General features: G+C 40.0%; 13 protein-coding genes. 7 read left to right on the top strand and 6 right to left on the bottom strand.

Going from position 1 to position 23430, the window contains the following annotated elements; all coding sequences use genetic code 11:
- The 5 genes from H7A25_14520 to H7A25_14500 form a co-directional block, all read left to right on the top strand.
- On the top strand, positions 1-1960 hold a 1960-nt coding region (locus H7A25_14520; protein MCP5501119.1), incomplete at its 5' end, for a hypothetical protein.
- Positions 1961-2432: 472 nt separating this feature from the next.
- Positions 2433-6239 (top strand): chitobiase/beta-hexosaminidase C-terminal domain-containing protein, encoded by a 3807-nt coding sequence (locus H7A25_14515; GenBank protein MCP5501118.1) that lies wholly within the window; start codon positions 2433-2435, stop codon positions 6237-6239.
- A 67-nt stretch (positions 6240-6306) separates the two neighbouring features.
- Positions 6307-7551 (top strand): hypothetical protein, encoded by a 1245-nt coding sequence (locus H7A25_14510; GenBank protein ID MCP5501117.1) that lies wholly within the window; start codon positions 6307-6309, stop codon positions 7549-7551.
- 10 nt (positions 7552-7561) lie between these two features.
- Positions 7562-10771: an Ig-like domain-containing protein gene (locus H7A25_14505; GenBank protein ID MCP5501116.1), complete on the top strand. Its 3210-nt coding sequence runs from the start codon at positions 7562-7564 to the stop codon at positions 10769-10771.
- A gap of 72 nt (positions 10772-10843) precedes the next feature.
- Positions 10844-13636 carry an Ig-like domain-containing protein gene (locus tag H7A25_14500; GenBank protein ID MCP5501115.1) on the top strand — a complete coding sequence of 931 codons (2793 nt, stop codon included), beginning with the start codon at positions 10844-10846 and terminating at the stop codon, positions 13634-13636.
- Positions 13637-13748: 112 nt separating this feature from the next.
- Here H7A25_14500 and H7A25_14495 read toward each other — a convergent pair whose 3' ends face one another.
- From H7A25_14495 to H7A25_14480, 4 genes are all read right to left on the bottom strand, one after another.
- Positions 13749-15347: an ATP-binding protein gene (locus tag H7A25_14495; GenBank protein ID MCP5501114.1), complete on the bottom strand. Its 1599-nt coding sequence runs from the start codon at positions 15345-15347 to the stop codon at positions 13749-13751.
- Between the two features lie 154 nt (positions 15348-15501).
- Positions 15502-16287, bottom strand: coding sequence for a sterol desaturase family protein (locus H7A25_14490; GenBank protein ID MCP5501113.1), 786 nt, complete (start codon positions 16285-16287; stop codon positions 15502-15504).
- 2 nt (positions 16288-16289) lie between these two features.
- The gene (locus H7A25_14485) at positions 16290-16637 is read right to left on the bottom strand and encodes a hypothetical protein (GenBank protein ID MCP5501112.1); all 348 of its coding nucleotides are present in this window, start codon (positions 16635-16637) and stop codon (positions 16290-16292) included.
- A gap of 33 nt (positions 16638-16670) precedes the next feature.
- Positions 16671-17600: a calcium/sodium antiporter gene (locus tag H7A25_14480; GenBank protein MCP5501111.1), complete on the bottom strand. Its 930-nt coding sequence runs from the start codon at positions 17598-17600 to the stop codon at positions 16671-16673.
- A gap of 142 nt (positions 17601-17742) precedes the next feature.
- Here H7A25_14480 and H7A25_14475 point away from each other — a divergent pair, with 142 nt between their 5' ends.
- Positions 17743-18909: a saccharopine dehydrogenase NADP-binding domain-containing protein gene (locus H7A25_14475; protein ID MCP5501110.1), complete on the top strand. Its 1167-nt coding sequence runs from the start codon at positions 17743-17745 to the stop codon at positions 18907-18909.
- A gap of 18 nt (positions 18910-18927) precedes the next feature.
- On the opposite strand, the gene H7A25_14470 is transcribed toward H7A25_14475, so the two are convergent.
- Entirely contained in the window at positions 18928-19902 is a 975-nt protein-coding gene (locus H7A25_14470) for an Rpn family recombination-promoting nuclease/putative transposase (protein MCP5501109.1), read from the bottom strand.
- Between the two features lie 397 nt (positions 19903-20299).
- Here H7A25_14470 and clpB point away from each other — a divergent pair, with 397 nt between their 5' ends.
- Positions 20300-22888: an ATP-dependent chaperone ClpB gene (clpB, locus tag H7A25_14465; protein ID MCP5501108.1), complete on the top strand. Its 2589-nt coding sequence runs from the start codon at positions 20300-20302 to the stop codon at positions 22886-22888.
- Between the two features lie 55 nt (positions 22889-22943).
- On the opposite strand, the gene H7A25_14460 is transcribed toward clpB, so the two are convergent.
- Positions 22944-23348, bottom strand: coding sequence for a helix-turn-helix transcriptional regulator (locus H7A25_14460; GenBank protein MCP5501107.1), 405 nt, complete (start codon positions 23346-23348; stop codon positions 22944-22946).
- Positions 23349-23430 lie beyond the last annotated feature (82 nt).

Here is a 23430-nt window from a genome sequence, read left to right as displayed (position 1 = left end):
GAATAGCACTGGAAGCACCAATTCAGTTATTAATTTAACAGTGATTGCAGGAGGTGGGGTCTCCACCTACACCATCGGTGGAACACTAAGCGGACTTTCGGGAACTCTTGTTTTGCAAAATAATTCGGGTGATAACTTGACTTTATCTGCTAATGGAAGCTTTACTTTCGCTACGGCTCTGGCAAGTTCCACCAACTATTCGGTAACTGTATTGACCCAGCCCTCAGGCCAGACCTGTTCGGTTACGAGTGGTGGAAGTGGAACCGCTACTGCCAATGTAACAAACGTAAGTGTGAGTTGCGGAACTACGACTTATACTATCGGCGGAAGCATAAGCGGGCTTACAGCGTCTGGATTAGTGCTTCAGAACAATGCCGGGGATAATTTAACCGTAGCCAGTGGGGCGACCAGCTTTACTTTTGCCACCCCGGTTGCAAGTGGGGCTACGTATGCAGTTACAGTGCAAACACATCCAACAGGACAAACCTGCGTTGTTGGCAGCGGCAGTGGAACAGTAGCTTCTGCCAATGTGACCAATGTAAGCATCACCTGTGCGGTCGGAGGAATGGGAACTACTCTCTGGGCAAGATCAGTGACCGCAGGTGCCGGAGATTCCTATTTCTATGGTGTCAGCTTGGATTCCAGTGGAAACCCTTATAGTGTGGGATTTATTTCTGGTAACGCTGGAAATATAAACTTTGGAACTGGAACTGTAAATTCTAATACTACATCAAATTCGATAGTTTCAGTGAAATATGATAGTTCTGGCACCGCACTCTGGACTCAAGTTGCTAGTGGAGGTTCATCAATTACACAAGCATTAGCTGCTGCTGTAGATTCCAATGGAAATCTTATTACCGGTGGAAGAGCATATTCAGGAACTACAAATTTAGGTGCAAATTCACTAACCAGCGTATGCACTGGACCTTTTATAACAAAGTACGATTCTTCTGGTGCCAACCAATGGGTATCTGCTCCAACAGCCTGTATAAATTCCACCTTCATGGGCTTTAGTACTGATTCTTCAGGTAATATTTATGCAGCTGGTTATTCCGATACAAATGGAACGAATACTTTTGGATCCGGGGTAAGTTTGAATTTTGTTGTGAATAATGTGAACCCTATGATAGTTAAATATGACTCATCCGGTAATCCTCTTTGGGCAAGAGGTGCCAATCCTTGTCCAGCACAAGCATCCTTTTATCAAAGTGCGGTTGACTCTTCCGGTAACGTTTATGCAGTTGGATGGATCGTGTACAATTCCACCTACACTTTCAATGGAGGTGCCGGAGCCAGTGTGGCTGGTGCTTATGCAAGTAACTCGAATGCAGTGATCGTAAAATATGATACCAATGGAAATGTTTTATGGGCAAGGACAACAACAACTGCCCCGGATTTGTCTCAATTTTTAGGTGTTACCGTTGATTCTTCGGGAAATATTTATGCAGTGGGTAGGCTGAATGGGAATGGAACATTCAATTTTGGAGGTCAGACTGTACAGGGAAATGTGGCCTCAAACTTTAATGCTTTTATCGTAAAATACGATCCAAACGGGAATGTACTCTGGGCTAAATCTACAACTACTGCTCCTGATCAAAGTACGTTTAATAAAGTTAGTGCGGATGCAGCGGGAAATGCTTACGCTGTAGGGTATATCAATGGAGCTTCTGCTTTTAACTTCGGCGGGGTGACGGTTCAAGGATCGGGGAGCTCTTATAATGCATTGATTGTAAAATATAGCCCATCCGGCGTCGTGCAGTACGCAAAATCAACTACTGCAGGGACTAATGTAAGTCAATTTCAAGGTGTTGCCACGAATGCATTCGGAAATACTTATGCCGTTGGCGAAATTCGGTGTAATGGAGTTTATAATTTTGGCACGGTAGGTACTCCGGTAAATGTGAATGGCGCATACTGTTCAGGGAATACTTTTAATGCAGTCATCGTGAAATACGAATAATTTTGGATTTTCCAACAGGGGCTGTCTAAAAAGTCGCTTCGAAACGCCATCGGATGCTTTAGTTGCCGATCCCTGAGTTTCAAAAGAATTTCGGCATTGAATCTGTAATAGATTACAACCTTAATGCCGGGTTATTTTCTTTCATTTTGAATAATATGCTGGAATATGGAAAAATAATAAAATCTAATATTCTAATAAACTAAAATACTATGTTTTTATACTTTCTTCTTTTGAAGGAGATATATAATGAACTTCTAATGGAACTTCTCTGCCTACAGGGAAACTGCTCTACGTTGTGCTTCTCTATCCCGGTTGCAGAGCTAACTTCGATCCGGTTGCTAAAGCGAAGCCGAAGCACCGGTTTTGGGAAGGGCATTTTTCAACAAGAATCACCTTTTTTTGGAGACAAGAAAAATTTTAACTTGAAATTATTCCTCTATTATCCTAAATTTGGATAATAGAGGGAAGATTCATGAAATGGTTCATTTTCATTTTTATAAGTATTTTTGCGGGGACTTGCTCGGTTGCAAAGGAAGATAAAAGCTTTGCCAACGCCATCCGACTTTTTTTGGGAACATACCAGGCTCCAACTGCTCTCAAACTATCTATCAAGGGACAACTTAAAGATGCAAAAGGCAATGTAATGGCCAACACTTTACTTTCCCAATCGACCGGCATAAATACGGGCCTGGCTTTACGGGCCACAGATAAAGTTTTACGCTGTGCAGATTATTCCCTGAAAGGCCAGCAGGTGCAATGTATTAAGATAATAAAACTCAAAAACCTCGCGAAAAAGGCATCAGATTCCTGTTATATCATTTATACAGGAATGCCGGGATATCTGAAAGAAAAGCAGATTGCTAAATTTTCCAATATTGCTTCTGATAAAGAAATCAGTTATTATTTCCAGGAATCATTTACGAATAATGGAAGAAGAGTTTCCATTCACTCCTGTTCCGGAGAATATTTAGCGGAAGATTCTTTTGAAGATACAGCTGCCGGCACTATTACTGATAAAAATGGGAATTATACCTTAAAGCTCGATGCGGGTGAGGTCAGTGTGATTAATGTAAAGACTCCTGCTGCTGATGTAGGGAGTATGCAGATTGACCTGACAGAGAAAACCAGCAAGGAAGACCTTGAACCACTGAAAGATGATGCTTCCAAGCTTCCCATCACCCTGTCTCCGGAAATTCAAACTACACCGGAGGTCAGCGGAGTTGTCGAAACGACAGCAGGTTCGAACACCAGCACAAATACGACTACAGATACAGGCGGTGGCGAGGGAGGAACTACTGTGTCCGGTACAGACAGCGGTACTATTTCCCTGGATCCAGCGACTTTATTAGAAACAGCCAATGCCACACTTACCTTACCATCCCTTGTTTTCCCGCAAAGTTCTTATTCTTTGACTGTAGGAACTGCTGTAACGAATATGAGTCCTGCGGTAACGGGAACTCTGAATAGTTGCTCCATTTCTCCTGCCTTACCTTCAGGTCTGAGTTTTAACACTACGACCTGTGAAATTACAGGTAATCCGGCAACTGTTCTGACAACTACGAATTACACGATTACTGCTTCCAATTCAGCGGGTTCTACAAATATTACTTTGAGTATCCTTGTATCTTTACCAAGCATAGCCAATTTGACTTTTAATGTTGTACCCGGCACCTACAGTAGCGACCAAAGTATTTCGATTAGCACGACAACACCGGGTGTCTCCATCTATTATACAATCGATGCTTCTACACCAACAACTGCTTCCACATTATACACAGCTCCGATTTCGGTTGCAGGAAACGGAACCAGTATAACCATCAAAGCCCTGGCTATCAAAACCGGAATGCAGGATAGTGCAATTATCAGCGGAACATATACAGTATATTACAACTCGGTTGTGATGCCAACCTTTAGTCCTGTTGCAGGGACATACACTGGAGTACAGTCAGTTTCAATTTCTTCAACTACAGCTGGTGCTAGCATAAGATATACAACAGATGGTACAGTTCCTACCTGTTCTACAGGTACATTATATAGCTCCGCAGTTGCCATTTCGACTATCAGTACTCTTAAAGCCATTGCCTGTAATGCAGGGATGTTAGACTCTTCTGTTGCCTCAGGAGCTTATACGATTCAATACACGGTTGGCGGAAACGTAAGCGGCCTTACAGGAACAGTTGTTTTACAAAATAACGGTGGAGATGATAAGACTATCAGTGCAGATGGTGCCTTTACTTTTGCTTCGGTACTGAATAGCGGAACTGCATATTCGGTCACCATTCTAACACAACCAACAGGACAGATTTGTTCGGTCACAAATGGGTCTGGAACAGCATCTTCTAATATCACAAATATTACAGTTACCTGTTCTGCAACAACACATACTGTCGGTGGAACGGTTTCCGGACTATCGGGAACAGTTGTTTTACAAAATAATAGTGGGGATAATAAGACAATAACTGCAAATGGTGCTTATACATTTACAACCTCTTTAGCTTATAATTCTTCTTATAATGTCACAGTTATGACCCAACCAACCGGTCAAAACTGTACGGTTGCGGGAGGAAGTGGAAATATTACAGCAAATGTGACTAATGCAAATATTACCTGTAGTACGAATACCTATACCGTAGGTGGTACATTAACGGGGTTTTCATCCGGAAGTATTGTGTTACTGAATAATTCGGGAGATAATCTTACATTAACTGCAGATGGCGCTTTTACCTTTGCAACTCCCATTAACTATAACACGACTTATCAGGTGACCGTACTCGGTCATCCTACCGGGAAAACCTGTATGCTTAGCAATAATAAGGGTACAATAACCGCTAACGTAAACAATGTTGCTATTAACTGTGTGGCAGGTGTAAATGCTATTTGGGCAAGAACCGTTACTTCCAGTGCAGAAAACACATCCTTTAATCGGGTAGCCGTTGATAGTTCAGGAAACATTATAGTTGTAGGTAGGCTCACCGGAACCAGTGCTATAGACTTTGGAGGTTCTTCCACAGCAGTTAATGGAGTAGCAACTGCATATAGTGGGCTTGTTGTGAAATATGATTCTAATGGAAATGCTCTCTGGGCAAAAACTATAGCTTCTCCTTCAACAAGTTTATCTGAATTTTATGATGTGGTAGTAGATGCTTCAGACAATATCTATGTTGTTGGAGTAGCTTCAGGAGCGGACGTAGTATATTTTGGTGACTCAATTACCGCTACGGGGGTTAGTGTTGAGGGTAATCCTGTTCTGATAAAATATAACTCTTCCGGAGTTACCCAATGGGCTAAAATAGTAACACCATCCACATCTACAGGTAGAGCTTTATATAATTCATTGATCATGGATACAACGGGAAATATATATGTAGTGGGTTATATTTATGGGGGTAGAACCTGGACTTTTGATACCGGAAAGACTGCTGCACCTACTTATGCAAATGAAAATTTTGTAATTGTTAAGTATGATAGTGCAGGTGCTGTTCAATGGGTAAATTCAATTGCATCTGCTACAACTGGTTCAACTTTTTCAGACATAGCCATTGATACTGCTACTTCGGATATTTATGCTGTTGGTTATATTAATGGAGCAGCCATTACTTTTGATTTTGGAAATTCTATCACTGTAGCGGGTACAGCAGCAACTAACCCCGTTATTGTAAAATACAATACCGGTGGACTTGCGCAATGGGCAAAGTCTCTTGTATCCGGAACCGGGGGAGCATCGTTTAATAGCGTTGCGTTTGGTAGCGGAACGGTGTATGCTGCCGGTTATATTCTGGGAACTACTTCTCAGTCATTTGGAACTGTAAGTGTAACAGGTGTCAATGCGAATTCAGGAAGTCCCCTGCTGATAAAATACAATTCCAGTACCGGTGCGGACATTTGGGCTAAAACAGCTACAGTCAATAATTCTGCAAACAATACGGTTTATTATAATGAAATCAGCCTGGATGCATCAGAAAATGTCTATGCAGTTGGTTATATATTTGCTAACACCCTGTATGACTTTGGTGCGGGAGGAATCATGTCTAATTATAGTGCGACCAATCTGGTAAAATATGATAGTGCCGGAAATAACTTATGGGCAAAGACTAATGCTACAGGTTACAGTTCAAACTTTTACGGAGTCAAAGCAACTACTGGGGGTATTTATGCTGTAGGGCTAATATCATACAATAACTTTACTTATACATTTGATAACGGTATCTCTGTGACCGGAACAAACCAAACCGGCTATGCAAACTGGGGACAAAATTGTTTGCTTGTGAAATTCCAGTAGTAAAATAAATGTAGGTGAAGAATCTTTCTTCACTTTCTTCACCTACAAAAAAATATAAACATTGACTATGACCCAAAACCTATTAATTTTATTTTTGAGTATTTTCCTTTCTTCCTACATTTTTGCAGACAATGTTATCATGAAAGATGGCACTGCCTATGAAAATGTAAAGACTTCGATAGAAGAAAACTATATATCTATCATTTTCCCCAGCCGGGTTAAAAAGAAGCTTCCGAAAAAAATGGTTAAAACCCTGAAGATTCAACCGGTGAAATGGCCTACGATTATTGCCAAAAAAGATATAGAAGAAGAACGAATTCGGGCAATCGAATTTGTAATGGAACACAGCCGCTGGCAACCCAAAGAGCAGCAAAAGCCACGACTGGCCATATTTCCCTTTGAAGCGGGAAAAGGAATTTCAGAAGCGGAAGCGAAGCTATATTCCAAACTCATAAAAACAAGCCTGATTCAAAAAAGAATATTCCGCATTATAGATGAAACTTCATTTACAAAAGCTTTAAATGATAAAAAATGTAAAGACAAAAAATGTGCCGAAGACATTGCTTCTGAATTAAAGGCTAATAAGTTGTTAACCGGAAGCATTACGCATATTAGAGATTCCTTTTATATTAATGCCGATGTGGTGGATATACAAACCAAGTCTATCGATTTTTCTGAAACTATTGTAATTAATAATAAGGGAGATATTTCGGGTTCAATTGATACCTTTACCAAAGTAATAGCAGGTGGAACTTTAGAGTTTTGGAGCTATGAAACGATAAACCCTGATCAGGGAGAACCCTCCCACATTCCCTATCTCTGGAGATCTGCTGTGTTCCCCGGTTGGGGGCAATTTCATCAAAATCGAAAATGGAGTGGTTTTTTGTATTCGGGTTTTTATGTTTCCGGATTAGCTTATATTGCATCTAAAAATGGAACTTATCAAAATAAGTATAACTCTTATAAGGCTTCTATGACGTTTTTTTATTCCTCATTCCTTACACCATCGGAAAGTGTAAAATTGTTTTCTCTCTTAGAAACGGAAGCCAAAAACAAAGACTTAAAACAGGCTTCTCGTTCAGCTGAAATAGCTGTAGGAATCACAGCAGCTATATATGTTATAAACCTTATAGATGCCCTGATAGTTCCAATTCGTAAATCTACACCTGAGGCAAATGTTCAAATAGGCAGTCCATCACCCGGTATGAACTTTAACTTTTTTCCGGATAATTCCGGCTCTGTTTTTCAGAGTTCAAAAGTTTTTTATCCCGCCCCTTTGCGCTATAATCTTTCCTATACGATGTACTTTTAGAAGGTATGAAATGAAATATAATAAACTCCTGATACTCTCAATTCTCCTTTTCTATTCGAATTGCAAACTATTTCCGGTTCCCGATAATACGAACACATGGTTTTTCTATTTATTCAGCAATACGAATAAACTTCCACCTTCGGTAGTTTCAACAAATCCTAATGTCGGAGAAGAAAATTTTGATATTAACAGAAAGATTTTTATTACTTTCAAAGATAAAATCAAGACAAACTCCTCAGAACCTCTGCAAATTTATAGTGGGAAAACAAAGATTAGCGGTAAAGTAGAAGTAGATAATAAAACCCTTAAATTCACTCCCCAAACCAATTTCACGAAAAATTCTCAACTCGAAGTGCTTGTAGAAAAAGAAAGCATTACCGATCTAAACAATGCTCCTATGAGTTCGGATTTTAGCTTTATTTTTGAAACAGGTGGTTCGGTGGATACAAAAGCTCCTTATATCAGCAAGCTGAGTCCTTCTGACGGAAGTAAAAATGTTGCAACGAATCGGATTATATCTATTCAATTTTCAGAACCTATTGACTCTGGTACTGCTACAGATTCTAATATAGAACTTTATCTAAATGATGTAAAACAGGAAATCGAAGTTTTATATTCCGAATCAAACTTACAGGTAAAGCCATTAAAAGGTTTAAGCGCCAGTTCTTTATATACTCTTAAAATCAAAACCGGGATAATCGATTCCGCCGGAAATGCTCTGGGTTCTGAATATAGTTCTTCTTTTCAAACTGGGGCAGAAGCCGATACAGTTGCACCAAGCTTAGTTTCTCTTATCCCGGAGAACGGGAAAACAGAGGTGTCTACTTCACAAAAAGGAATTATTGCTGTTTTCTCAGAAGACATAGATGTACAGTCACTCAACCAGGATTCTTTTCAAGTATTAGATTCCGGTGTGAGTCCGGTAAATGGGAGTTTTATATATTTAAATAATATTATAATATTCTATCCTTTTAAATCTTTGGAGGCCGGGGTTACTTATACTGTAAAAGTTGGGCGAAACTTGCAGGATCTGGCTGCAAATCCTCTGGATAAAGAATATAATTATTCCTTTTCTACTGTAACATCAGAAACATCTTCTGCTGCTGTTCAGATAAACACGTTTTCTTTGACTTCTCCTGCTTCTAATATCACAGATGGAAGTACCGGGATTGCTATAAACCCCTCAATTAAAATCTACTTCTCTGAAATACCGGATCCGAATACAATAGATGCCTCAACCGTTTATATAAAAGATAGCTCGGATATATCAATTCCTCTCAGCTATAGTTATGAAGATAACAATAAGACGCTTGTATTGAGTCCTTCGAGTTCCTTTTCTTATAGTACTACTTATACACTCGGTCTTACAACTCAGATAAAATCTATCGCCGGAAGTAAGCTAAATATAGCCACTACATTATCCTTTACAACGATGGCTGATCCGGGAACGAATACAAACACCACGACTACAACTTATACCATCGGTGGAACACTAAGCGGCCTTTCGGGAATCCTTGTTTTACAAAATAATGCCGGAGATAACCTGTCTTTAACAGCGAACGGAAGCTTTAGCTTTGGTACAGCAGTCAATAGTGGAAGTAACTATTCGGTGACTGTATTAACCCAGCCTTCCGGCCAGACCTGTACGGTTTCGAGCGGAACGGGAACCGCGACTGCCAATGTGGCTTCTGTTAGTGTGAGCTGCGGAACTATAACCTACACCATCGGTGGAACAATAAGCGGATTAACAGGAACAGTTGTTTTACAGAATAACTTAGCTGATGATAAAACTATCAGCGCAGATGGTAACTTTACTTTTGCAACAGCAATCAATAGCGGAAGTTCTTACTCTGTTACAGTAAAAACGCAACCGACAGGTCAAATTTGTTCGGTGACAGGTGGAACAGGCACAGCAACTGCCAATGTGGCTTCCGTGAGTTTGAGTTGCTCTACCCCTGCAAAATTTACTGCCTTATCAGGAGTTGCCGGAGTAAGCACTGGAGCATATGGAGGTTCTATCGTTGATTCTTCGGGAAATATTTATGTAGCAGCGAGGACATCTGGAAATTTAGATGGTCAGATAAAGGCAGGAACTGCTGATGTGGCTATTATCAAATATAATAGTAGTGGTGTAAAACAATGGACCAAATTAATTGGAGCAGCCGGAGGCGAAACCACAGCTTATGGGATTTCCGCTGACTCTTCGGGTAATATCTACATAGGAGGATTCACCGGAGTAAGTTTAAATGGTCAAACAAAGACCGGAACATCGGATATGTTTATAATAAAAGTGGATAGCAATGGAAATGCTATTTGGACGAAACTTTTGGGAACAAGTTCAGTTACGGCAAGATCACGGGGGATTACCGTTGATTCTTCCGGTAATGTCTACAGTACCGGGGATACAACCGGTAGCCTTGGAGGAAATGCTTTTATAGGAATTACTTTTGATGGTCATATAGAAAAGTATGATACCAATGGCAATTTACTCTGGATTCGACAAATAGGAGTGGCAGGTGCAACAACCTATGGAATCAAAATAGCAGTAGATTCTTCAGGAAATGCTTATGTGGGGGGGCATACAACTGGTGCTCTTGACGGTGAAGCTAAAATCGGTGGTCAGGATGCCTTTATAATTAAATACGACACGGATGGAAATAAACTATGGACACGATTGTTTGGAGGCTCTACTTATAATACATATGGATATGGAATCATTACAGATTCAAGCGGTGATATTTACCTTTCCGGACTTGCAGCTGCAAATGGTTCTCCTGGAACCTTGCCTAGCGGTTCACTACCCGCAAATCCTACTTTTACAGGCGGTGGAGGTGGCCCAATGTTTTTAGCTAAATATAATTCATCCGGAACTTTTCAATGGGCAAATGCCAGAGGGGAGGATGGGTATGGAATTGGAATCTATGGAGTCGCTATTGATTCCGGTGGTTTTATCTATGCTTGTGGTTCAGGAAATTATAGACAGGATGGTCTTATCTTAACAGATACTCATCAACTATATTTATTTAAATATAACAGTAGTGGAGCCTGGCAATGGACAAAAACCATATCAATCGGAGGAGGATTTACAACTCGTAACGATGGAGGATGTACTTCTAATTCTGCCGGAGATATCTTTATGACAGGTTGGACAAGCGGAAATTTGGATGGTCAGACAAAAACAGGAACTGAGGATGCTTTTATAACGAATAAGTTGTACTAGTTAATTAATTAACTTACTTACCCATAAATGATAGAACTGATTTTTAAAATTATAAAATGAGGAGTTTATAAAATGCTAAAACTTCAGAGCTTACTAACTGCTATCTTGATTACTTTTTTAATAAATTGTACTATGTTTCCCGTTCCATCCAATTCCAAGAACTGGTTCACTTTTCTTTTTGCCGGGATTTCTGCCAGTCCTCCCTCGGTGATTTCTTCCAATCCTATTTCTTCCGAGAAAGACTTTAAGATAAACCGCAAGATTTATGTGATTTTTGATGAAGCCATACAGAGCACTACTTCTGAACCCATTCAGGTTTATACCGGAAGAACGAAAATTGCCGGGACTGCTGAGATTATAAAAAATACACTCAAGTTTACCCCCGAATCTCCATTGTCAGTCAATTCAAAGTATACAGTCAGTATCAAAAAAGAAAGTATTACTGATTTAGAACATACCTCTCTTAGTTCCGATTATAATTTTAGCTTTGAAACGGGAGAAACGGTAGATACGACCGCACCTTTTGTGAACACAACAAACCCTTCAGGTGGTTCTTTAAATATTGCTGTAAACCAAAAAGTTTCTGTTCAAATTTCCGAACCGGTAGATGCGAATCTGGATACCAGCAATGTGGAACTTTATGTAGATGAGAAGAAACAGGATGCCGATATTACCTTTACAAAAAATAACATTCAGATTACACCAAAAAACGGACTCGTCTCCAATACAGTTTATACTTTAAAAGTAAAAACCGGTATTACAGACACAGCCGGGAATCACTTACAATCGGAATATAGCTCTACATTTCAAACCGGAACAGAAAAAGACGAAACTTCTCCTTCCTTAAGCTACATGGTTCCTGCAAATAACAGCACAAATGTATCTATCCAACAGAAAGGAATTGTTGTTTTGTTTTCAGAAGATATTGATGACGAAAGCATTAATAACTCCACTTTTCAGGTTTTGGAATCCGGCACAAATCCGGTGCAGGGAGCTTTTTTTCATATCGGTCGACTTCTTGTCTTTTATGCAGTGGATGATTTATTAACAGGAACCGTGTATACAATAAAAATTAAAAAGGGAATTCGGGATCTGTCTAAAAATTCTTTAGACAAAGAATATACCTACGAGTTTAAAACAGCCGAAATAAAAACAGCTTCTTCTCAGGTTACTACTTTTTCTATGGCTTCTCCTACTTCTAATATCACAAATGGAAGCACCGGGGTTGCCATTCAGCCTTCTGTGAAACTTTATTTCACGGATATTCTGGATCCCAATATCATAGATTCTTCGAATATTTCTATAAAAGATAGTTCTAATTCTATTCTACCTGTATCTTACAGCTATGAAGACAATAACAAAACAGTTGTGATAAGTCCTGCTTCCTCTCTTTCATATTCAAATACTTATACAGTAGAAGTTACAACTGCCTTAAAATCTTTACTCGGAAGTAAGTTGAATGCGGGAACTACCTTCTCCTTCACGACAATAGCCGATCCGGGAACGACTACAACCACGACTACAACCTATACTGTAGGAGGGACAATAAGCGGTCTTGCAGGAACGGTTGTATTGCAGAATAATTCAGGTGATAACTTGACTTTATCTGCTAATGGGAACTTTACTTTCGCTACGGCTCTGGCGAGTTCCACCAACTATTCGGTAACTGTATTGACTCAGCCCTCAGGCCAAACCTGTTCGGTTTCGAGCGGAATGGGAACCGCGACTGCCAATGTGGCTTCTGTAAGTGTGAGCTGTGGAACAACAACTTATACCATCGGTGGAAGTATCAGTGGCCTCTCTGCCAGTGGCTTAGTTCTGCAAAATAATACAGGGAATGATTTAACCGTTTCCAATGGTGCTACATCCTTTACCTTTAGCTCAGTAATCAATAGCGGAAGCACTTATTCGGTGACCGTATTGAGTCAGCCTTCCGGCCAGACCTGCGTGGTTACGAGTGGTGGAAGTGGAACCGTTACAGGCAATGTAACAAACGTTGGAGTTAATTGTGTTAGCTCTCCACCAACCTATACCCAACACACTATTCCCAATGCTGGATGGACGGGAGTAACATATGGTAACAGTCTATACGTAATTGTCTCTATCAACACAACTTATCTAACTTCAACTGATGGGACTAATTGGACCCAAAGAACTATGCCTAATGTTCTCGCGTATGATGTTGCTTTTGGAGGCGGAAAATTTGTTACATCCACATATAATGGACAGCAGGTTGCTTATAGTACTGATGGAATTAATTGGAATCTAAGTAATAACCTTCCAATATCAGGTGAATGGTACTCTATAGCGTATGGAGCTTCTAATTTTGTGATTGTTCTTCGAGGAGCTTCTACAGTTGTTGCAACTTCTCCTGACGGGGCAACATGGACGCAAAGAACTCTTCCTGTTAGCGCAGACTGGAGAAGTATTGCTTATGGAAATGGTACTTTTGTGATTGTAGCAGCCGGTGGTAATATTGCAGCAACCTCAGCCGATGATGGTTTAACCTGGACTCAAAGGACTCTTCCGGCAGCAGGAACTCGAAATAAAATTACATTCGGAAATGGTCTTTTTGTAACAGTTAACGATCTAAGCAGTATTGCAGATACTTCTCCTGATGGGATAACCTGGACACAAAGAACTCTTCCTCAAAGTGGTATGTGGCGTGCAATTACTTATGGAGCAGGTCATTTTATTGCGCCTCTTTACGGCTCAACAACCGTTGCCGTTTCAACTGATGGAATAACCTGGACACAGCAGACACTTCCTGCCAGCGCAAACTGGGTTTACAATTCAGTGGGTTCCGGGAATGGTAAGGCTTTTTTAACAGCTCCTTCCAACACAGTTTTGCTTACTGCACCATAACTTGCGAAGGTGTAAGTCTGTCGAAATCTACTGGTTGACAGAGGACAGGAAGGCTTAAGTTAGGCCATTCAAACTATCCGGTTCGTGTTTAAAGCTCTTTATGCTTCTTCTTTCACATCCCCCATAAATATATTGTCTTACCCTTATATTCTATTTCCCTCATAAAGAGTTTTTCTTCCCAGGGCTTATCCTTTGTCCTATCAAAGATAATGAGATGTGCTTCTTCGGCCTTGCACTTGTCGCGATAGATGCTTACCTGTTCCAGTCCCTGTTCTATGGTTTTCTCCAGAGTCTTATGCAATAGCTTGCATTCTATCACCACTTTTTGAGATAGGGAGCGATTGTTTTCGTCAGGATACCATTTTACATAGATGTCGGTTCTTAAAGTCCCGAGTCCGTATTCGCGGTTGATGACACCACCACCATTGACAATACGTTGTAAGAAAGCCTGAAGCAACAACTGTGGTCCGGCTTCTCTGTAAGAAAACCTATCAATCCAGACTTCCGAGTTCTCCTGAAAAAACTCCTGAAAGGCAGTAAGTAATTTAGGAAAATCTAATTTATTCGTTGCTTGTTCGATATACCAGATATTTTTATAATTCAAGCCATATTGCCAGCCAGATGTTAGTTCCCTTGGTAATATTTCTTTATAAATTTCATTAGCAATATTTATTTCTTTGTTTTCTTTTCTGCTGATGAGTCCAAGATCTATCACATACTGAGCATCTTCGTCATTAAATTGATAGGTTGAACTTTCACCTTTTAAAATCGGCTCAATTATCCTTCGGACCCTATCTTCTTTGAGTTTATCAATGAGCTGATCCAGATGCGTATCTCTCTTAAGAATCAAACTTTCTTTGGCATCCTGGAACATTTCTACAGTTATTTGTCTGGTTCTGTCTCTTGCTGCCTTGTCTCGAAAGCAGACTTCATAAGCAAGGGCATTGACGAGCCAGGGTTGACCACCTGTGTATTCCCAGGCTAAATCTAATATACCGTCCTCGAATATCTGTCCGGTTTCCTTTGTGTGTTCCAAATAAAGCTTTGCTATATCTTCTTTTGTAAAATTTCCAAGACGGAGAGATTCTGCTTTGATATTGAATGCGGAACCTCCGGTGATGATCTCCTTTGTTCGGGAGGAATGGATGCGATAATCCCGCACATCTCGCACTCCGCAGAGGATGATGGATTGAGGAAAGGCTGCCGGCCTGTCAGCGTAGCCGGAACGAATTTGTCGCAATACAGAAATGAGAGTATCCCCAATGAGAGCATCTATCTCATCTATGAATAAAACTGTTGGTTTATCACTATGTGTTGTCCAGAAATGAAGTAGTTTATTTAGAGCGTCTTCAGCACCATTTTTATCTAAAATTTCTTTCCAGCTATTTTCTATTAAATCATCTTTGAAGCGGAGTGCATATTGGGTTGCAAAAGCACTCATAATTGCCTGAATTCCCCGGTGCACATCTTCCCTCGCTGCCTGTGCTGCTTCTATATTTACATAAAGTGCATTGTATTTCCCTTCGCGGTTGAGATATTCCATGAGTGAGAGCATACAGCTGGTTTTACCGGTCTGCCGGGGAGCATGTAGAACGAAGTATTTTCTAGTATGAATTAGATGTAAAATTTCCTCAAGATCCCATCGACTTAATGGATCGAGTGTATAGTGAATATCTGCTTGATTCGGGCCGGCTGTATTAAAAAACTTCATGGTTTATCCATACTATCATACAAATCAGGAACTGCAAACAAGATTTAAGGATTATTATTTTAAATAACTCATATTAAAAATCAGGGAGAATGTTTCCAGAAAGCGACCCATCGGTGGGTCGTTTGTATTTGCCCCGGAAAAAATGAGAGTGTAACTACTTCCAGACCTTAGACCTGAGAAATGTGGGTAATAAGGGTTCTAAGAGTAAGCTGATATAGCCACGTTTATAGTCTTCTTCAATCCCGAATTGTTCTGAGGCCTCTTTGGGATTGTAGTAGGTTCCGAATAGGATATCCATAAGTGGAAACAGGTTAGCATAATTGCAGTCTCCGCCTTTTTTTAGATCGTGGTGCCAGTGGTGTAAATGTGGAGAGCCAAATAATGCTTCAAGAACTCCGAATCGCAGGTTTACATTCGAATGTATGAATAAGGCCCAGACTCCACGAAAGGCTACAAAAGCTGTGATCTGTTCGAGCTTGAAGCCGAGAAGAAAAGCCGGCAGGCTTTCTATTCCCCGTGTATAAATATTATCGAGGGGGTGTTCTCGAAAAGCTGCTATATAGTCCACTGTTTCTGCTGTATGATGAACCCTATGAAATTTCCAGAGAAAATTTATCCTATGCTGGAGACGATGAGCCCAGTAAATGAATAAATCACCTAAAAAGATAAGTATAAAAAATTGAAAAACAATATGTGTGGATTGAAAAATCTCTCTTAGCCCTCTTAGTTTTGTATTCGGAAGAAAACCAAATATATAATTTAATACGAGGAGAGTGACAAAATTCCAGATGAGACTCTGTCCGAAATAGAAGAGAACATCTGTAAACCATTCTTTGCGAAAAATATCTGATTGTGTGCAGAGAAAAGAGCGCTCTAAGGGAATGAACGCTATTCCCATGCCTAAAAAATAAAGAAAAGCAGTAAGAATGTTGTCTAACATTTTTACTGAATAAAAGAAGGAGCTTTCGTGGATGGCATTACCGGATCCAATTTGGGTTTCTTGGACTCCTGTTTTTCACTCTTTTCCTTTTTCTTTTTTTCTTCTTCTTTCTTTTTCTCTTTTTTAGCTTCCTCTTCTTTCTCTTTTTTCTTTTCTTTTGGTCTCATGATTTCTTCCTGAACCTGAACAGGACTTGGTGCCATACTTTTACTGGTATGAAAATACTTATCTTCCTTTTTAGGTTCTTTTTCTTTGGAATAGAGAACATAAGCTGTTCCCATACTGAAAGATAGAAGGATGCTGAAGATTTTCGCTGCTCGGGTTTGAAAGAAAGATTTTTGTGGGTTCATAATACCTCGTTTTCTACTTAGACTTTTGCTGTTTTAAATCCATTTAAAAATAGTGAATAAAAAGTAAACATAAAATACAATTAATAGAAAGCCTTCCCAGCGGTTTACCTTCTTATCGATTACAATAATGATAAAAAGAAGAGTTGCTGCAAAATGAACCGGCATGGAAAATTTGACTACATCTGCCGGGATTTTTAAGTCTCCGAATAATCTGGGTATGCCCATAACAGCAAAGGTATTAAACACATTGGAACCTACAATATTCCCTACAACCATATCGGGTTGACCTTTTTTGGTAGCCGAAATGGTTACCATCAGCTCCGGTAGGGAAGTGCCGAGGGCTACAACGCTTAAGGCAAGAATTTCGGTTCCGATAGAAAGAATTTTGGCGATTTCCATTACGGCATCAACGGTATATTTAGCTCCGAGAAAGATCAGGACGGGACTTAGAACGAGGAGAATCCAGGTAATTCGTTTGAGCTTTTCTTTTTTTTCCTTTTCTTCCTGCTGTTCTCCTTTTTCAAAGGCCTTAATTAAATAGAAGAATAGGAGGAGTAAGGTTATAATGGCCTCTCCCATAGAAAAATTTCCATCGATAAGGGAAACACTGATGAATATAGCGGAGCCCAGCAGAAAAGGTAAGTCGGTCTGTAAAAGATTGTATTCTACGGTAAATTCTTTACCCAGGATGGCTGCTATACTCAGGATGAGAAAGATATTCGTTATATTGGAGCCGAGAACATTACCGATGACGATTTCGGAGGCACCCTGACGAACGGATAAAATAGAAGAAACTAATTCCGGTAAAGAAGTTCCGAGTCCTACAATTACGACTCCAATTACAAAGGAAGGAATTCCAAGATAAATCCCTAATTTTTCCGATGAATCTATAAAGATATCAGAAGCTTTTATGAGAACGATAAGGCTAAGCATGAGAACTGCAATCCAGATAATTAATTCCATTTATTCTTCCATTCCTGAGAATTTTTACTTCCATTCAGGGAGAGATCATTTTTTTTTCAATAAAAACATCTTTCCAATTTCATAGAATCCGAGAATTTGGAGGTTAGAGAGATTTTTTCTTACAGAAATAGGGTGGGTGGATTTGGAGTTTAGAGAGAAACAGGTTATTGTTTACGGAGCCAGTGGTTTTACGGGCAAGCTGGTTTCTGAATACTTTGCAAAATTACAGTCTGAAAGAAACCTTTCCTTTGGAATTGCCGGAAGGGATAAAGAGAAACTTCTTTTGCTGCAAAAGCATCTTAAAGAACGTTTTGGAGAAAAGGCCGGCCCGGATATCTACATTGCCAGCCTCGAGAGTGAAGCTGAGTTGGTTTCTCTTTGTAAGAAAACATCCGTTATCATTCATCTTGTTGGGCCTTATGCCTTTCACGGGGAACTTATGGTGAAGGCCTGTATTGCCGCCGGAACAGATTATCTGGATATTACGGGAGAACCTGCTTTTGTAAATAAAATTGAAGCTCAATTTCATTCTCAGGCACTTGAAAAAGGCGTGAGTATTGTTAATTGTTGTGGTTTTGATAGCATTCCGGCGGATCTGGGTACTTATTTTACGGTACTGAGCCTTTCCTCTACAGAAGAAAAGCAGGTAAAGTGCTATGTGGAGGCTAAAGGGCATTTATCGGGTGGAACCCTGGTCTCAGCTCTACATGCAGTCTCGGAAAATCCGGGTGCTTTTTTAGAAAACCATACGGAGGGAAATATCCTCCGAGATTTTCATTATTCAGAGACGGTTTCGAGCGTTGCCATTCCCTTACCGGTTATAGATCCCCTGATTGTGCTTCGTTCTGCTGAAAAGATTCGTTTTTACGGGAAACCTTTCTCTTACGGACAGTATGTTGCGGTGCGTTCTGTACCGGACACCATTCTCATGAGTCTTGCCGCTTCCGGGCTTTTTGTAGCGGCGAGGATAAATTTTTTGAAAAATTACCTGCTTTCTTATATACAAAGAGGAGAGGGGCCTTCCGAAGAAAAACGCAGGGAATCCTATTTTCAGTGTACCTTTGAAGGGATTGCAGGTAAGGACCGGGTAGTAACCCGCATCAGCGGAGGGGATCCGGGTTATGAGGAAACAGCAAGAATGGTTTCGGAAGCCGCTATACTACTTACCAATAAGAATAAACAGGTTTCCATTCCTTCGGGTGTCGTAACCCCGGCTTATGCTTTTGGAGATTACCTTGTGGATGCTCTCAAAAAAATTGGAATAAAATTTGAAATCCTGGAACGGAAGAGGGGAGAAAAGGAAGTTTGAATTGTAAGTCCTCATCCACTAATTCCTAACAGCTTTCCGAAAAAACTTTTCCAAATAGGCTTCCGGGAGCTCTGTAATACGGGATATGAATTTTAACTCAGCTCCTTCTTTCTTTAAATTTATCGCAGTCCTGAGTTTACTTTTATGCTCGGCTCTTTTTTCACGAATACTCGCAAGGCGTTGCGTCTTCTCTATCTCTTGAGTTAGAAAGCGTTCCTTTTCGATGCTCTCTTCCTTTCCTTTTTTGAGTCCTTCTTCGAAAGCATACTCGATAGTGGCTTCATGGTCTCTTTCTGTTTTCAGGCGCATCTCGTAGTAATTTCTTGTTTTTCTGTCGAGAGAAATATCCTGAAGAGCTTCCACAGCCTCACGAATCACGGGATTTTTGATCTTAAGCTTTTTCACGTCCTCTTCCTTTAATTTCTCGGCTTTTTGGATGAGATATATCCAATCTTCTAAATTAGACTCCTGAGTTCTGGATGTATTCAGGAATTTCTTCAATTCTAAAATATGGATTTCGAGGTCTTTCGTCAAGGCTATTTCTGGATTCTCTTTTTCCAATAGCTGGAAGGTCGAATGAAAATTGTCTATTTGTAGTAGATTAAAATTAAGAAAAGAAACGGAATAAACCGGTTTTAAGTCCGAATATTTCTTTCCTCGAACAATTTGCTGAGAATAAAGCTTTGCCCAGTAATACAGAATTCTTTTTCCATAAAATTTCTGGGGAAAGGCCTGCATTTCGATTCCGAAATATTGTTTATTTTTATTCTTTGCATGTATATCGAGAACCGACAATTTATCACTCATAAGGTCTCCGGGAATTTCCGGGTTTAATATTTTTAACCGGGTGATTTTTTGGTTACCTTCAAAACCCAGAACCGAGTTTAAAAGGTCAGCAAGCAAGTGCGGATACTTTATGCAAAATATCTTAAATACAATATCACTATGTAAGGGTAAAAGCCCGTTCTGTTTTTCTGTATCTTTCAGTTTCATTTTATGATCTCCTACTATAAAGGGTTTAAAAATGCACAAATGGAACAAAAATTTTCTATAGAACGGAAACTGAAACTGGACATTTGGGATACTTTTTGGAACTTTTTTAAAAAGCCGAAGCCGGGGGGGGCGGGCCGGGGGATAGGTAAAAACTGGGGTGTCGAATCTGTTAAAAGCGTTTTCTTCCCTTTTTAGCTAAGAAAAGGCTGCTTTTCTTCATGAAAATTTCTAAAAGACACAGGTGGAAAAATAGCTTATATTCTGCTTCAATGAAATGTCTCAGGGTGAGTGATTAAACAGCAATTACAATATACCTTTAGAGACAAACGGTAAGAATTCTTAAAACCAAAATCACTTATCTAAAGTCAATATTTATAGAAACACTATGGGAGGGGACATGAAGCTGGATAAGTTGACAGTGAAGATGTCGGAAGCACTTTCTCTGTCTCAGTCTTTAGCTGAATCAAAGCAGAATTCGGAGCAGGCAGAAGAACACCTTTTATATACCCTTTTTTCACAAAAGGAGGGTATGGTTTTACTTCTTCTTCAACACTTAGGTCTGAAACCGGAAACCTATCTTCGTATCTTAGAATCGGCCATATCACGTTTACCGAGACTACAGGGAGCCGGTGTGGAAGAAAGGCCACCCTCGAGAAGTCTGATTCAGCTACTTAAGAATGCAGATTCTGAAAGACAAAAACTGGGAGATGAGTATTTATCTACTGAACACGTTTTACTTGCATTTTTATCGGGAAGTAAATCTTTTTTACGGGATGAGTTTTTAAAAAATCAATTAAATTATACTATATTACAAAAAGCTATACAAGAACTGAGGAAAGGAAAAACAATTATGGATGATTCTCCGGAAAGTAAAGCCGATGCCCTGAAAAAATATGCCAAAAACCTGAATGAACTGGCTAAAAAGGGCAAGCTGGATCCTGTGATTGGAAGGGATGAGGAAATTAGAAGGATAGTCCAGGTTTTAAGCCGCAGGACTAAAAATAACCCGATGTTAATCGGAGAACCGGGCGTAGGAAAGACAGCGATCGTAGAAGGCCTGGCCGGAAAGATAGTTGCGGGTGACGTACCGGATGGAATTAAGTCAAAGACGATTTATGCCCTGGATTTAGGCTCTATGATAGCGGGAGCTAAGTACCGGGGAGAGTTTGAAGACAGGCTAAAGGCTCTTCTGGATGAAGTAAAAGAAGCAGAAGGAGATGCCATTCTTTTTATAGATGAAATCCATACCCTGGTCGGTGCCGGTGCAACAGAAGGAGCCTTAGATGCTTCGAATATGTTAAAACCGGCTCTTGCACGGGGAGAACTACGTTGTATCGGGGCTACTACTCTAAAAGAATACCAGAAGTATATTGAAAAAGATGCTGCTCTCGAGAGGAGGTTTCAACCGGTCTACGCCAAAGAACCCACGATAGAAGAAACTATTACTATTTTACGGGGTTTAAAGAGTCAGTATGAGCTGCATCACGGCATACGGATAACCGATTCGGCGATTATTGCAGCCGCCACACTATCTCAGCGGTATATCAGTGACAGATTTTTACCGGATAAGGCGGTAGATCTAATCGATGAAGCATCAAGTAAAATGCGTATCGAAGTGGATAGTATGCCGGAGAACATGGATAGGATGATGAAAAAAATCCAGTCCTTAAAGATAGAGAGAGAAGCCTTAAAAAGAGAGAAAGATGTGGCTTCCAAAAGTCGACTGAAAGATCTTGAGCAGGAGTTAAAAACCTTAGAAGAAGAGTTCTCTAACCTTTCTGCCAGATGGAATCATGAGAAAGAAAAGATAAGTCGTATAAAACAAATCAAACTTGAGATTGAAAAATACAAAAACCTCGAAAAAGAAGCAGAACGAAATGGAGAGTTAAACCGGGTAGCCGAGATTCGATACGGGAAATTAATTGAGCTGGATAAAAGTTTACGGGAAGCTTATGAAGAATTGAAAGTAGTTTCTGAATCAGAAAGACTATTGAGTGAAGAAGTTACGGAAGAAGATGTAGCCAATATTGTCTCCCGCTGGACGGGGATTCCTGTGAGTAAAATGTTACAGAGTGAAAAGTCCAAACTGCTCGTAATGGAAGATGTATTAAACGAGAGAGTCGTTGGACAGGAACATGCTACCTCTTTGTTAGCAGAAGCTATTCGGAGATCTCGTGCCGGTCTGGCTGACAGTCACAGACCCCTCGGAGTATTTTTATTTTTGGGACCGACCGGCGTAGGAAAAACAGAAACTGCTAAAGCTCTCGCCGGATTTTTGTTCGATGATGAGTCGGCCATGGTTCGCATTGATATGAGTGAGTATATGGAATCTCATGCTGTATCGAGACTTATTGGAGCACCGCCGGGTTATGTAGGTTATGATGAAGGCGGACAGTTGACGGAAGTGGTGAGAAGAAGACCTTATAGCCTGATTCTTTTTGATGAAGTAGAAAAAGCGCATCGGGAAGTTTTTAATATCTTTCTACAAATTTTTGATGAAGGCCGTTTGACAGATTCTAAGGGAAAGCAGGTGGATTTTAAGAATACGGTTATTATCATGACTTCTAATATAGGATCTCATTTATTAACTGATTCTTCTTTAAGCGAAGAGGAAAAAGAAAACAGGATAGAATCGGAACTTAAGAAGTTTTTTAGACCGGAGTTTTTGAACCGACTCGATGAAGTGGTACTATTCAAAAGCATTAATAGGGAGGCTTTATCCAAAATTGTCGATTTACAATTAAAAGACCTGACAAAGCGGGTAGCTGATTCCGGTTTAAAAGTTAAGTTTGCTGATAGGGTAAGAACTCATTTGGCTGAAATTGGCTTCGATCCGGATTATGGTGCGAGGCCATTAAAGAGATTGGTTCAGAAGCTACTTGGTAATGCTTTAAGCGAATATATTTTAAAAGGAGAGTTTGAAACAGGCGAAGAAATCGAAGTAGATCTGAACCCTGCAGGCAGGATAATTATTAATAAAATATAAGTCGATTTGACTGAAGCGAGGTTTTGCAGCCTCGCTTGCAGAACCTCAAAGCTGTTTAGTCAGCTTTACTCAGGAAAAGTTCTTCCTGTTCCATTTTGAAAACTTTAGAAGCTAATTGCTTGAACTCTTCTGTTGGCTCGATAAGACCGAGTTCTACTTTAGAAAGAAAGGGAGTTGAAACTTTTAATTTCTTGGCCATGTCATACTGCTTGATGCCCAATTCTCTTCTCTTTGCCCAGAGTTTGTTTACAAGACCTTCGCTGAATTCCGGAAATACAGTTTCAATCGGCTCTTCATTAAAGAGCTTATCTACCGTAGTTTTTAAATACTTAGCTGCATTTACTCTGAATTTTTCTGTAGGCTCCTGGCTATTCGTTTCTATTTTAGAGAGATAACTTGGAGAAACACTGAGAGCCCTGGCCATATCATATTGTTTGATACTTCTTTTCTTGCGGAGCATATAGATATGATTTTTCATGATTCCACCTCTTTTACTCACATTGTCAGAAGGCCATATTTTTTATTCAAGAAAAAATTTCCAG

This window comes from Leptospiraceae bacterium, assembly GCA_024233835.1.
Taxonomy (GTDB): Bacteria; Spirochaetota; Leptospiria; order Leptospirales; family Leptospiraceae; genus JACKPC01.
This window is presented reverse-complemented; position numbering and strand designations above follow the sequence as displayed.